Origin of the sequence: Aquincola tertiaricarbonis (genome assembly GCF_000969605.1) — a bacterium.
Taxonomy (GTDB): Bacteria; Pseudomonadota; Gammaproteobacteria; order Burkholderiales; family Burkholderiaceae_C; genus Aquincola; species Aquincola tertiaricarbonis.
Map to the genome: position 1 here is coordinate 18,704 of NZ_JZUE01000020.1, position 13,128 is coordinate 31,831.

Here is a 13,128-nt window from a genome sequence, read left to right on the forward strand (position 1 = left end):
GCCTAGATGGCACAAAGGCGAACCCGGGGTCCGCCTTTGCTTGGAGCTGGCAGCCCGGAGGCTGCGATTGTCGCTGGTGGGTGCTGACGGGTTCGAACCGCCGACCTACGCCTTGTAAGGGCGCCGCTCTACCGGCTGAGCTAAGCACCCGGTAACTGGTGGATCAGAGTGCGTCCTTCAAGCCCTTGCCGGGACGGAACTTGGGGACCTTCGCAGCCTTGATCTTAATCGTGTCGCCCGTGCGCGGATTGCGGCCGCTGCGCGCCGCGCGCTTGGTGACCGAGAAGGTACCGAAGCCGACGAGCGAGACGCTGCCGCCCTTCTTGAGCGTGGTCTTGACACCGCCGATCACGGCCTCGAGCGCCCTGCCCGCAGCAGCCTTCGAAATGTCGGCCTGCTTGGCGATGTGCTCGATCAGTTCACTCTTGTTCACGAAGGGGTCCCTCTTGGCTGTCGTACGAATGGTGGAGGCGGCTTGCGTGCGCCTCTGGCCTGCGAAGCTCGAGAGTGATCGGTGCGAACCGGGTCGAGCCAGGAGCGAACGATTACAGCCGTGCCTCCCCTGCAGTGTCAAGCGCGAGCGGCGGATTCTAAGCAGGGGAAACGGCACCCCCGAACAGGGGTGCGACAGGCCTTGCACAGCCTGTTTTCGATGCTGCGGAATGCTACCGGTCGTGTGGCGCCGGCGCCGCTCGGACCACCAGGGCGACACCCGCCGCGGTCATCGCCAGGCCGGCCAGCACCAGGGGGCCGAGGCCTTCGTCGAACAGCAGCCAGCCCATCACCGCGGTGCAGGGCGGCACCAGGTAGAGCAGGCTGGTGACGCGGGTGGCCGCGCCCTGCTGGATGAGCAGGTACAGCAGCGAGCTGCCGCCCAGCGTGAGCACCAGCACCGACCACGCCAGCGCGCCGATCAGCTCCGGATGCCATTGCAGCGGCGCCACGTCCACCGCCCACGACAGCGGCAGCGTGACCGCGAAGGCTGCGGCCAGCTGCACAAAATTGGCGGTGCGCACATCGCACGGCTGCACATGGCGCTTCTGGTACAGCGTGCCCACGGTGATGCCCAGCAGCGCGGCGACGGCCAGGCCCAGGTTGAAGGCGCCCAGCTCGCCCTGGCCCAGCTTGCGCCACACCACCAGCAGCAGGCCGGCCAGGCCGAGCAGCAGCCCGGCCCATTGGCGCGGCGCGACGCGCTGCTCCTGCCCGCTGGCCGACACCCACAGCGCGGTGAGCACCGGCTGCAGCCCGGCGATGAGCGCCACCGTGCCGGCCGAAGCACCGGCACGTACCGAGGACCAGACGCCGCCGAGGTACACCGCATGCATCAGCACGCCGGTGATGCCCAGGTGCAGCCACTGCGCACGCCCCTGCGGCCAGCTTGGCCGGCTGAGCGCGATCCACAGCCCGAAGGCCAGCACCGACAGGCCGTAGCGCCAGGCTAGCAGCGTGAGTGCCGGCGAATGCGGCATGCCGTAGCGAGCGACGATGAAGCCGGTGCTCCAGATGAGCACGAAGACCGGCGGCATCGCGGCCACCAGCGCCTGACTGCGGCGCTGCCCGGCGGTGGCGTTCACCGCACGTTGGCGCGGATGTCGGGGAGCGCTTTCTGCAGGTAATACACCATGGACCAGATGGTGAGCACGGCGGCGGCCCAGATCAGGCCGGCGCCCCAGATGCGCGTGTCGATGACGCCGAACAGCGAGCCGTCGTACAGCAGGAAGGGGATGGCCACCATCTGCACCGTGGTCTTGAGCTTGCCCAGCATGTGCACCGCCACGCTGCGGCGCGCGCCGATCTCGGCCATCCACTCACGCAGCGCGGAGATGGCGATCTCGCGGCCGATGATGATGAGCGCGACCATCGCATCGGCCCGATGCAGCCACACCAGGATGATGAGCGCGGCGCACACCAGGAACTTGTCGGCCACCGGATCGAGGAAGGCGCCGAACTTCGAGGTCATGTTGAGCCGGCGCGCCAGGTAGCCATCGGCCCAGTCGGTCAGCGCCACCACGATGAACAGCACGGTCGCAATCAGGTTGCGCATGCCGCTGTCCACGGGCAGGTAGAAGATGCCGACGATCAGCGGAATCGCGACGATGCGCGCCCAGGTCAGCAGTGTCGGCAGGTTGAAGAACATGGTCGATGCTACCTTGCGGACCCGGCAGGCTGCCCGAAGCGGGGCTCATTCATCCAGAAGGCGCGGTTTGAAGCGGCGGGCGTCGTTGAACAGGAACACCTCGCTGTAGACCCAGGGCTTGGGCAGGTGGCGCACGTCGCCGAAGGGCGCCGCACGCCGGACCGCCGCGATGGCGATGTCGATCGTGTCCACCGCCTGGCCCGGCCGGCGGGCCACCTTGATCTGGCGCACGCTCCCGTCGCCGTTGAGCTCGATCTCCAGCACCGGGATGGCCAGCAGCGGCTGCTGCACCTCGCCCATGTAGGTGATGTCGGGGTTGGCCTCGACCAGGCGCTGCGCGGCCTGCAGCTTGTACTCGGCCCAGTCGCGGCTTTGCTGGCGGGCAATGGCCGGCGTGCTGCTCAGCTCCGGCGCGCGGGTGGGCGAGGTGACGATGGCGCCCGGGCTGCCCGGGGGCGTGATGCTGCCGCAGCCGGCCAGCAGCGCAGCCGCCAGGCCCAGGCCGCCCAGGCCGCGCCAGCGCAGCCGTTCAATGCAATGCACGGTAGATCTCCTCCGCAAGTTGTCTGGATATGCCTTCGACGCCGCACAGCTCGTCGACGCTGGCATTGGCCACGCCGCGTGCGCCGCCGAAGCGCTGCAGCAGGCGGGCCCGCTTCTTCGGGCCGACGCCCGGAATCTCCTCGAGCTTGCTGCCGCCGGTGCGCACGCTGGCGCGCCGCGCCCGCATGCCGGTGATGGCGAAGCGGTGCGCCTCGTCGCGGATCTGCGCCACCAGCATCAGCGCGGCCGAATCGTGGCCCAGGTACACCTTGGGCCGGCCGTCGGCGAACACCAGCTCTTCGAGCCCCACCTTGCGGCCCTCGCCCTTCTCCACGCCGACGATGAGCGACAGGTCCAGGCCCAGCGCGGTGAACACCTCGCGTGCCATCGACACCTGGCCCTTGCCGCCATCCACCAGCACCAGGTCGGGCATGCGCAGCTTGCCGCCGCCCTCGCCCGGCGCCACGCCCTCTTGGGCCTGCGCGGCCAGGGCCTCGGCGATCTTGCCGTAGCGCCGCGTGAGCACCTGCCGCATCGCCGCATAGTCGTCGCCGCCGGTGATGCCGGCGATGTTGTAGCGCCGGTACTGCGCGTTCTGCATCTGGTGGTTTTCGAACACCACGCAGCTGGCCTGCGTCGATTCACCGGCGGTGTGGCTGATGTCGAAGCACTCGATGCGCAGCTGGTCCAGCGATTCCACGTCCAGCTGCAGCGCCTCGGCGAGCGCACGGGTGCGCTCGCGCTGCGAGCCCTCTTCCGCCAGCAGCCGCGCCAGCGCGATCTGCGCGCCCTTGTCGGCCATCTCCAGCCAGATGCGGCGCTGCTCGCGCGGCTGGTGCTGGGCACTCACGCGGGTGCCGCTCTGTGCGCTCAGCATCTCGATCAGCGCCTTGTCCACCGCATGGCTGAGCACCAGCAGGAAGGGCACCGCATTGCCCAGGTAGTGCTGGGCGATGAAGGCCTCCAGCACCTGAACCTCCACCGGCTGCGTGGGTGCGTCGTCCTCGGCTTCGGCCAGGGCGGTGGCGTCTTCCACATGGGCGGGAAAGTAGGCGCGGTCCCCGAGGTGACGGCCCCCGCGCACCATGGCCAGGTTGACGCAGGCACGGCCGCCCTGCACCCGCACGGCGAGGATGTCGACGTCCTTGTCGGAGGTGGTGAGGCTGCTGGTCTCCACCGACTGCTGGTGCAGCACCCGCGACAGCGCGCTGATCTGGTTGCGCAGGTCGGCGGCCTTCTCGAATTCCAGCGACTCGGCATGGGCCATCATGCGGCCCTGCAGGTCGTCCAGCACCTCCTGCGTCTCGCCCAGCAGGAAGCGCTCGGCATGGCTCACGTCGCGGGCGTAGTCCTCGGCCTGGATGAAGCCGACGCAGGGCGCGGTGCAGCGGTGGATCTGGTACAGCAGGCACGGCCGGCTGCGGTTGGCGAACACGGTGTCCTCGCAGGTGCGCAGGCGGAACACCTTCTGGATCAGCTGGATCGATTCCTTCACCGCCCACGCGCCCGGGTAGGGCCCGAAGTAGCGGTGCTTGCGGTCCACCGCGCCGCGGTAATAGGCCACCCGCGGGAAGCGCGTGGACAGCGAATCGCCTTCGTTGCCCGACGTGCGGGCACCGGTGATCTTCAGGTAGGGGTAGCTCTTGTCGTCCCGGAACAGGATGTTGAACTTGGGGTTCAACGTCTTGATCAGGTTGTTCTCGAGCAGCAGCGCCTCGGCCTCGGTGCGCACCACCGTGGTTTCCATGCGCGCGATGCGGCCCACCATGTGGCCGATGCGGCTGCCGCCGTGGTCCTTCTGGAAGTAGCTCGCCACGCGCTTCTTCAGGCTGCGGGCCTTGCCCACGTAGAGCACGGTGCCGTTGCTGTCGAAGTAGCGGTAGACGCCCGGCAGCGGCGGCAGGGCAGCCACCTCGGCCAGCAACCGGTCGCGCACCGCGGCGGCCTGTGCGGCGGTGTCGGAGGGCACTGCGGTGTCGGCGGGAACGGGGGACGGCTCGATCATCGGAGGGCGGATTGTGCCGCTTCGATAATCCCCGCATGCACCTGCAGCGCTGGGACCTCTTCTGCCGTGTGATCGACAACTACGGCGACGTGGGCGTGAGCTGGCGGCTGGCCGCCGACCTGGCCTCGCGCGGCCATGCGGTGCGGCTGTTCATCGACGATGCGCAGCCGCTGCAATGGATGGCGCCGGGCGGCGCGCCGGGTGTGCAGGTGCTGGCCTTCGACGCACCTGCCGATGCGGCCGACGTGGTGGTGGAGACCTTTGGCTGTGACCCGCCGCCGGCCTATGTGCAGCGCATGGCCGAGCGGGCCGTGCCGCCGGTGTGGATCAACCTGGAGTACCTCAGCGCCGAGGCCTATGTGGAGCGCAGCCACGGCCTGCCCTCGCCGCAGCGCAACGGCCTGACGAAGTGGTTCTTCTATCCCGGCTTCACGCCACGCACCGGCGGGCTGCTGCGCGAGCCGGGGCTGGCCGCCGCGCAGGCCGCATTCGACCGCGACGCCTGGCTGGGCACGCTGGGCATCGAGCGGCGGGCCGGCGAGCGGGTGGTCAGCCTCTTCGCCTATCCGCAGGCGCCTTTCGCGGGACTGCTGCAGCGGCTGGACACCGAGCCGACGCTGGTGCTGCTGTGTGCGGGCGCATCGCAGGCAGCGGCCCTGGCCCAGGCGCCTTGCGCGGCGCGGACCCTGCGCATGCAGGCGCTGCCCTGGCTGTCGCAGCCCGACTTCGACCGCCTGCTGTGGAGCGCGGACCTCAACTTGATGCGCGGCGAGGATTCCATCGTGCGGGCGATGTGGGCTGGCGTGCCCTTCGTCTGGCACATCTATCCACAGCATGACGAAGCGCATGTGACCAAGCTGGATGCGCTGCTGGACCGCATGACCGCCGCCACCGGCGACGACGCGACCGGCCGGCAAATGCGCGCGCTGTGGCAGGCCTGGAACGGCCTGGCGACCTGGCCAGACGAGTGGCCCGCGTCCCGACCCTGGCGCGCCTTCTGCCATGCCTGGCGTCAGCAGCTGCAGGCACGGCCGGACTTGGTGAGCCAGCTGGTCTCCTTTTGCGATGAAAAGGCCGCCGCAGGCTAGAATAGCGGGCTCTGCGCGTCGCCCTGAAGCCTGGCCTCCTGGCCGGCACCGGGACCCGCGCGACACCCGGCGTCGCGATCTGCCGCAAAACCGATACGCAATGCTTCGCAAGCTGCAGAACTGCCACCGCCACCTTCCCGCGTGAAGGCAGCGTGATGCAAGAGCGGCAAGCGACGCCCACCGAACCAAGAGAGCCGCTATGAAACTCGCACAGGAAATCCGCGCAGGCAACGTCATCATGCAGGGCAAGGACCCGATGGTGGTGCTGCGTACCGAATACAGCCGCGGTGGCCGCGGCGCCGCCACGGTGCGCATCAAGATGAAGAACCTGCTGAACGGCGGCGGGGCCGAAGTCGTCTTCAAGGCCGACGACAAGATGGACCAGATCATCCTGGACAAGAAGGAGTGCACCTACACGTACTTCGCCGACCCGATGTATGTGTTCATGGACGCCGAGTACAACCAGTTCGAGGTCGAGGCCGAGAACATGGGCGACGCCATCTCCTACCTGGAAGACAACATGCCGGTGGAAGTGGTGTTCTACGACGGCAAGGCCATCTCCGTCGAACTGCCCACCACCGTGGTGCGCGAGATCGAGACCGAGCCGGCCGTCAAGGGCGACACCTCGGGCAAGGTGATGAAGCCCGCCAAGATCGTCGGGACCGGCTTCGAGATCTCGGTCCCGCTGTTCGTGGAAAGCGGCGACAAGATCGAAATCGACACCCGCACGCACGAATACCGCAAGCGCGTCTGAGCGCTGCACGCGATGGCCTCGGCCGACTCGCTGGACAAGGGCACTTCGGTGCCCTTTTTTCATCGTGGCTTCGATGTGGAGGCCGCGGTGCAGGCACCGTTCCGCATGCAGCCCGGGCTGCGCCGACGCGCGGCCGATGCGCCGCTGCTCACGCCCTGCCGGCCCGGCGGGCGCCACCTGCAGGCCAAGCTGGCGGTGCTGGGCAGCGCATGGGCAGCCTGCCTCCAGCAGCAGCCGGGCTTCGACGCATTGCCGGCGCTGCGCCGCCTGGCGGCAGCGCTGGCGCAAGCCCATCCCGCTGCCTGGCGTGTGCAGGGCGGCACCTGGCAGGCGCTGCAGCTCGGATGGTCCGTCGATTCGACCAGTGGCATGCCGCATCCATCGGGCGGGCCGGCGGCCATTGGTGAGGTACTGCAGACGCTCCCGCCGGCCTGGCGCGCCGCGGGCCTGCTGGCCCTGGCATTCGAGGAAGACCTGGCGCTGCTTGACGGCCGCAGCGCCACCCTGCCATGGCTGGCGGTGGCCTTGCCCTCGCACTGGCGTCCGGCCGACAAGATCGGCCGCCACTTCGCCGAAGTCCATGCGCCGGTGGCCGACAACACGCTGCTGCTGGCCGCCGGCGCGCACCTGATGCGGCTGGTGAGCGATGTGGACCGCTGGGAGCGTTTCGTCTGGACGCTGACACCGCATGCCGGCCTCGACGCACATCCCGACCGCTGCGTGTCGGCCTGGCCGGCCGACCCCTCGGCCGTGGCCGACGCCGCCCACTGGCGCAGCGAACACCAGACCTTCTTCCCGCTGGGCGACGGGCTGGCGCTGTTCGGCATCCATGTCGCCACCGCTCCGATGAGCCAGGCGCTGGCCGCTCCAGTGCATGCACGGCAGGTGCATGCGGCGCTGGCGTCGATGAGTACCGCTGTCCTGACCTACCGCGGCATGGCCCAGGCACAGCCAGCGCTGCTGCACTGGCTGCAGCAGCGCGGCGCGGCATGCACATGACGACGCCGGCTGAACTCCTCCAGGCCGCAGACCTGCCCGGGCGATGGCAAGGGCGCCCGCGCTTCGTGTTGCTGGCGGCCGGCTGTGACGGTGCGGCGCTGCTGCAGGCCACGCTGGCCGCCTGGCGACACGATGCACTGCGCTGCCAGTGGCTGCACCTGGTGCTGCTGCTGCCGCAGGGCGGCATGCTGCACGGCATGCATGCCGTGCCGGGCATGCAGCGCCAGCTGCTGGAAGCAGGCGCAATCACGGTCGATGTGCTGCAGGGCTGCACGCTGCGTGAGGGCCTGCGCGCGCTGCGCCTGCAGGCTGATGCGCTGCTGCTGGGGGGCGAGTGGGACCGCCATCTGCTGCGCCGCCTGGGACAGTTGGCCGCGCCGCAAGCCATGTTGGCGGCACCGGCCGGCGTCGGCATGGCCGAAGGCTTGCGCGCCGCCGGCTTCCAGGTGAAGGCCGGTGCACCGCTGCTGCGGGCCTGTTATGCGCCACGGTTCCAGCCGCGTGGTGACCCGGCGCCCGCTTCGCCTGCCAGGCCGGGCGACGAGGTGCTGGTGCTCGGTGCCGGCCTGGCCGGTGCCGCCTGTGCGCAGGCACTGGCCCGCGCTGGCCTGCAGGTGCAGGTGCTGGAACGCCATGCCCAGGCGGCACAGGAGGCTTCCGGCAATCCGGGCGGGCTGTTCCACGGCATCGTCAACCCGCAGGACGGCCTGCATGCCCGCTTCAACCGCGCCGCCGCGCTGCAGGCGGCACGCCTGTACCGGCCGCTGATCGAGCAGGGCCGGGTGCCCGGCCGCATCGATGGCTTGCTGCGCCTGCAGGCCGATGGCCTCGACGCGTTGGCTATGCAGGCACAGGCGGATGCGCTGGGCCTGCCTGCCGCCTATGTGAAGGCACTGCATGCCGAAGCCGCAGCCCAGGCCAGCGGCCTTCCCTTGCGGACACCGGCCTGGTTGTATCAGGAAGGCGGCTGGCTCGACCCCGGGGCGATGGTGCGCTGGCTGCTCAACCAGCCCGGCATCACGCTGCATGCCGGCACTGCAGTGCACCAGCTGCAGCGCAGCGCCGATGGCGCCTGGCAGGCGCTGGATGCAGCTGGCTGTCTGCTGGGCCAGGCCCGGCACCTGGTGCTGTGCAATGCCCAGGATGCGATGCGCCTGCTGCCGGCCGCTGCCACCCCATGGCCGCTGGAGCATCAGCGCGGCCAGCTCACGCTGCTGCCGGCAGACCTGCCCGGCCTGCGCAGGCCGCTGCTGCCGGTGGCCGGCGGCGGTTATGCGCTGACCTTGCCAGACGGCAGCGTGCTGTGCGGCGCCACCGCCCAGGCCGGCGACACCGATGGCGGCCTGCGCGCCACCGACGAGGCGGCCAACCTGGCGCGTTATGCCGCCCTCACCGGCGCCGTGCTGCCTGCACCTCTGCAGCCGCTGCCTGGCCGCACCGCGTTCAGGTTGCTGGCAGCCGATCGCCTGCCCGTGGTGGGTGGCGTGCCGCAGCCCGGTGTGTTGAACGACCAGCCGCGACGCATCGCGCGCGTGCCGGGGCTGTTTGTCTGCACTGCGCTGGGATCGCGCGGCATCACCTGGGCGCCGCTGGTGGCCCAGGTGCTGGCGGCGCAGGTCACCGGCCTGCCGGCGCCGCTGGAGGCCGATCTGCTGGATGCCATCGACCCCGCGCGCTTTGCGGCGCGCCAGGCCCGCAAGCCCGCGCGCTGAACAAGCCGGCCGCCTCAGCGCGGCGTGGCCAGGTGCTGGTCGAGGAACTGCTCCATCGCCTCGAAGAAGGCCAGCCGGTGTTCATGGCGGCTCAGGTGGTGGTCGCCGCCCTCCTGCTCGATGTAGCGGTGCGGCTTGCCGGCGCTCTTCAGCGCGGCGGCCATCTCGCGGCTTTGCTCCACCGGCACCGAGCGGTCGGCCGTGCCGTGCACCAGCAGCACCGGCACGCGGATGCGCTCGGCCTGCAGTGCGGGCGAGGTGGCACGCAGCTGCGCACGGTCGCCCCAGAACTCGCCGATCATGCGGTCGCTGGCCCGCAAGCCGCCGATGTACTCCGACTGATGCAGGATGAGATCGGGCAGGTGCGACACGCCCGCAAAGCTGATGGCGCAGCGGTACAGCTCGGGCGTTTTCACCACGCCCATCAGCGCCGCATAGCCACCGTAGCTGCCGCCGACGATGCACACCCGGCCGGCATCGGCCACGCGTTGGCCGATGGCCCACTGCACCGCGTCGGTCAGGTCGTCCTGCATCTCCAGGCCCCAGCGGCGCAGGCCGGCCGCCTTGAAGGCGGTGCCATAACCGTCGGAGCCGCGGAAGTTGACCTGCATCACCGCATGGCCGCGGTTGGCCAGGAATTCCGTCCAGGCGTCGAAGTCGTCGTCGTCGCGGCTGTGCGGACCGCCATGCGGCAGCAGCACCATCGGCAGCGCTGCGCCGCCATCGCCCAACTTGCGGCCCTGCGGCAGTGTGAGGTAGACATTCAGTGGCAGGCCGTCGCGTGCGCGGATGGCGGTGCGCTGCTTGCCCACCAGCGTGGCGTCCGACAGCTCGGGGTAGGCGTCGGCCACCAGGGCGATGGTGCCCTTGTCCCGGTCGCCCACGAAGTACTGGCCGGGCTGGCCATTGCCGCTGGAAAACAGCAGGAAGCGCTGCCCGTCGTGGGCCATGTGGATGATGCGGTTGTAGCGGCCCGGCAGCGCCTGGTTCAGGCCCTTGAGCAGCGCGCGCCAGGGCGGCGACCACAGGGTGCCGCCGTCGCCGTCATCCTCGTCGTCTCCGGCCGGGCCCGCGCCGGCGATGCCCAGCACCTCGCCGCTGAGCGGCGCACGCAGCAGGCTGCCGCCCACGTCGTGCCGGGCATCGGCCAAGACCAGGGTGCGCGGCAGCGTGGCGTCGTCCAGCTGCACGCTGAAAACGGCGCTGCGACCCTCGTGCTGGGCATTGACGTACAGCCGCTGCGGATCCGTACCGAAGCCCATCGGCCAGACGCCGTCTTCCGACTTGTCGAAGCGCCACAGCGTGCGCCATGCGCCTCCTTGCGGCTCGGTGGCGCGCACCGACCAGTGACCGTCGGTATCGCTGAACACTCCCACACGCACGCGGTGCTGCGCATCGGTCAGCCAGCGCAGCGCACCGCGCTCGGGCGACATCACCGTGGAGCGGGCACCGGTCTCCACGTTCAGCCTGACCACGCCCAGCTCGTTGCTGTCCACCGAGCGCAGCTGCAGCAGTACATGGCGACCGTCGGACGGCAGCCAGTCGATCACCCGGTCCTGCTGCTGCTGCGTGCGCCGCACGGTGGTGATGCTGCTGCCGCGATCAAAGCGCGTGAGGTCGATCACGCCGCTGCCATCGGCCTTGACCGACACCAGCCGCGTTTCCACGGTGCCGGTGAATTGGCGGCGCGAAGCAAAGCGCAGGCTCACCACCAGCCGATCGTTGTTGACCCAGCGCGCCCAATTGAAGTGGTGGCTGGTGTTGTCGGTGCTGAGCACCGGCACCAGCTTGCCACCGGCCACTGGCCGCGTGGCCACCACGGTGCGGCCCTCCTGGTTCAACAACACTGCGATGCGCTGGCCGTCGGGCGAGAGCGTCATGCCGCTGAGCATCGGCAGCCGGGCGTAATGCGCCACCGGTGCGCGCTGCTGCGGCACCGCGGCAGAGGCCGGGAGCTCCGCCGGCTGCTGCGCCAGGCTGGTTGCGGCCATGCCGGCCATGAAGCAAGCCAGCAGCAGGTGCTGGAACGGCAGCGACAGGCGCATCAGCATGGTGTGGGGTCTCTCAGAAATTCAGCGTGCGCACACCGTCGGCGGTGCCCAGCAGGCACACGCTGGCCTTGTGCCGCGCAAAGATGCCGACGCTGACCACGCCGGGCCATTGGTTGACTTCCGTCTCCATCGCCGGGGGGTCGGTGATGGACAGGCCGCGCACGTCCAGGATGGGATGGCCGTTGTCGGTGATGACACCGGGCCGCAGCATGGCCTGGCCGCCCAGCCGGGCGAAGCGCCGCGTCACCTGCGCGCTGGCGGAGGCGATGATCTCCACCGGCAGCGGAAAGGCGCCCAGCGTGCGCACCAGCTTGGAGGCATCGGCGATGCAGATGAAGCGGGCGGCCAGGTCGGCCACCATCTTCTCGCGCGTGAGCGCGGCGCCGCCGCCCTTGATCATGTAACCGCGGTCGTCGATCTCGTCGGCACCGTCGATGTACACCGGCAGGTGCTCGATGCCGTTGGCGTCGAACACCGGGATGCCGTGCGAGCGCAGCCGCTCGGTGCTCTGCTCCGAGCTGGACACCGCGCCCGCAATCTGCCCCTTGATGGCGGCCAGCGCGTCGATGAACTTGTTGACCGTGGAGCCGGTGCCCACGCCCACGATGCTGCCGGGCACCACGTGCGCCAGCGCCGCCTGGCCGACGAGGGCCTTGAGTTCGTCTTGATTCATGCCGCGGATTATCCAAGCCGCGACACGGCGTGCACCAAGCGCAACGGACAATAGTGACCATGATCCTTCCCTATGCCCTTCCCCGCGCGGTGCTCTTCGGCATGGATGCCGAGCGCGCGCACGACCTCACCCTGGACAGCATCGCAAGGCTGCAGAACACGCCGGCGCAGTGCCTGTGGGCCCAGGCCCGCGTGGCCGATCCGGTCACCGTGGCCGGCCTGCGCTTTCCCAACCGCATCGGCCTGGCCGCCGGGCTGGACAAGAACGGCCGCTGCATCGACGGCTTCGGCGCGATGGGCTTCGGCTTCATCGAGGTGGGCACCGTCACGCCCAAGGGCCAGCCCGGCAACCCGAAGCCGCGCATGTTCCGCCTGCAGCAGGCCGATGCGCTGATCAACCGGCTGGGCTTCAACAACGAGGGGCTGGACGCGTTCATCCGCAACGTGCAGCGCGCGCGCAGCTTCCGCGCTGCGGGCGGTGTGCTGGGCCTGAACATCGGCAAGAACGCCAGCACGCCCATCGAGCGCGCGGCCGACGACTACCTGGCCGGCCTGCAGGGCGTGTTCGCCCACGCCGACTACGTGACGGTGAACATCAGCAGCCCCAACACGCAGAACCTGCGCTCGTTGCAGAGCGACGAGGCGCTGGACGCGCTGCTGAGCGCGCTGCAGGAGCGCAAGCAGGCGCTGGAAGCCGCGCAGGCCGACCGCAGCCGCCGCGTGCCGATGTTCGTAAAGATCGCGCCCGACCTCGACGAGACGCAGGTCAAGTTCATCGCCGGCACGCTGCGCCGCACCGGTGTGGATGGCGTGATCGCCACCAACACCACCATCGCCCGCGACGCGGTGCAGGGCCTGCCGCATGCGAACGAGACCGGCGGCCTGTCGGGCAAGCCGGTGTTCGAGGCCAGCAACCGCGTGATCGCCGCGCTGCGCGCCGAGCTGGGCAGCGGCTATCCCATCATCGGCGTGGGCGGCGTGATGAGCGGTGCGGATGCACGGGCCAAGCTGGCCGCGGGGGCGGACCTGGTGCAGGTCTACACCGGGCTGATCTACCGCGGGCCGGCGCTGGTGCGCGATGCGGCGCTGGCGATGCGCGGGCCGATCGGGGCGGCTTGATCTGGATCAGCCGGGGTTGCGGCAGGGCTGCCTACATTGGCCTCA

The 13,128-nt window shown here is 70.0% G+C and carries 12 protein-coding genes and 1 tRNA gene; 5 read left to right on the forward strand and 8 right to left on the reverse strand.

Going from position 1 to position 13,128, the window contains the following annotated elements; translation table 11 throughout:
* Nucleotides 1-74: 74 nt before the first annotated feature.
* The 6 genes from VO99_RS20290 to uvrC form a co-directional block, all read right to left on the reverse strand.
* A tRNA-Val gene (locus VO99_RS20290) sits at nucleotides 75-150 on the reverse strand.
* A gap of 13 nt (nucleotides 151-163) precedes the next feature.
* Nucleotides 164-463, reverse strand: coding sequence for an HU family DNA-binding protein (locus tag VO99_RS20295; protein WP_502528732.1), 300 nt, complete (start codon nucleotides 461-463; stop codon nucleotides 164-166).
* 202 nt (nucleotides 464-665) lie between these two features.
* Nucleotides 666-1,529 (reverse strand): DMT family transporter, encoded by an 864-nt coding sequence (locus VO99_RS20300; RefSeq protein WP_046114812.1) that lies wholly within the window; start codon nucleotides 1,527-1,529, stop codon nucleotides 666-668.
* A 44-nt stretch (nucleotides 1,530-1,573) separates the two neighbouring features.
* Complete coding sequence (pgsA, locus tag VO99_RS20305; protein ID WP_046114751.1) at nucleotides 1,574-2,140, reverse strand: CDP-diacylglycerol--glycerol-3-phosphate 3-phosphatidyltransferase; 567 nt, start codon at nucleotides 2,138-2,140, stop codon at nucleotides 1,574-1,576.
* A gap of 45 nt (nucleotides 2,141-2,185) precedes the next feature.
* Nucleotides 2,186-2,683 (reverse strand): hypothetical protein, encoded by a 498-nt coding sequence (locus VO99_RS20310; protein WP_157039671.1) that lies wholly within the window; start codon nucleotides 2,681-2,683, stop codon nucleotides 2,186-2,188.
* Entirely contained in the window at nucleotides 2,670-4,688 is a 2,019-nt protein-coding gene (gene uvrC / locus VO99_RS20315; RefSeq protein WP_046114752.1) for an excinuclease ABC subunit UvrC, read from the reverse strand. The genes VO99_RS20310 and uvrC overlap by 14 nt, the downstream gene beginning before the upstream one ends.
* A gap of 35 nt (nucleotides 4,689-4,723) precedes the next feature.
* Here uvrC and earP point away from each other — a divergent pair, with 35 nt between their 5' ends.
* The 4 genes from earP (at nucleotide 4,724) to mnmC1 (ending at nucleotide 9,241) form a co-directional block, all read left to right on the forward strand.
* Nucleotides 4,724-5,776, forward strand: a complete 1,053-nt coding sequence (earP, locus tag VO99_RS20320) for an elongation factor P maturation arginine rhamnosyltransferase EarP (RefSeq protein WP_046114753.1) — start codon at nucleotides 4,724-4,726, stop codon at nucleotides 5,774-5,776.
* A 199-nt stretch (nucleotides 5,777-5,975) separates the two neighbouring features.
* Nucleotides 5,976-6,530 carry an elongation factor P gene (gene efp, locus VO99_RS20325; RefSeq protein ID WP_046114754.1) on the forward strand — a complete coding sequence of 185 codons (555 nt, stop codon included), beginning with the start codon at nucleotides 5,976-5,978 and terminating at the stop codon, nucleotides 6,528-6,530.
* A gap of 12 nt (nucleotides 6,531-6,542) precedes the next feature.
* A complete protein-coding gene (locus tag VO99_RS29090) occupies nucleotides 6,543-7,529 on the forward strand; it encodes a heme-dependent oxidative N-demethylase subunit alpha family protein (protein WP_052736491.1) in 987 nt (328 codons plus the stop codon).
* Complete coding sequence (mnmC1, locus tag VO99_RS20335; protein WP_157039672.1) at nucleotides 7,520-9,241, forward strand: FAD-dependent 5-carboxymethylaminomethyl-2-thiouridine(34) oxidoreductase MnmC1; 1,722 nt, start codon at nucleotides 7,520-7,522, stop codon at nucleotides 9,239-9,241. The genes VO99_RS29090 and mnmC1 overlap by 10 nt, the downstream gene beginning before the upstream one ends.
* Nucleotides 9,242-9,255: 14 nt before the next feature.
* Here the strand turns inward: mnmC1 and VO99_RS20340 are convergent, their stop codons facing one another.
* Together VO99_RS20340 and rpiA are read right to left on the reverse strand one after the other, a co-directional pair.
* Nucleotides 9,256-11,292: an alpha/beta hydrolase family protein gene (locus VO99_RS20340; protein ID WP_052736493.1), complete on the reverse strand. Its 2,037-nt coding sequence runs from the start codon at nucleotides 11,290-11,292 to the stop codon at nucleotides 9,256-9,258.
* A 13-nt stretch (nucleotides 11,293-11,305) separates the two neighbouring features.
* Entirely contained in the window at nucleotides 11,306-11,965 is a 660-nt protein-coding gene (gene rpiA, locus VO99_RS20345; RefSeq protein ID WP_046114755.1) for a ribose-5-phosphate isomerase RpiA, read from the reverse strand.
* Nucleotides 11,966-12,024: 59 nt separating this feature from the next.
* Between rpiA and VO99_RS20350 the strand changes: the two genes are divergently transcribed.
* Nucleotides 12,025-13,083 carry a quinone-dependent dihydroorotate dehydrogenase gene (locus VO99_RS20350; RefSeq protein ID WP_046114817.1) on the forward strand — a complete coding sequence of 353 codons (1,059 nt, stop codon included), beginning with the start codon at nucleotides 12,025-12,027 and terminating at the stop codon, nucleotides 13,081-13,083.
* The last annotated feature ends 45 nt before the right edge of the window (nucleotides 13,084-13,128 follow it).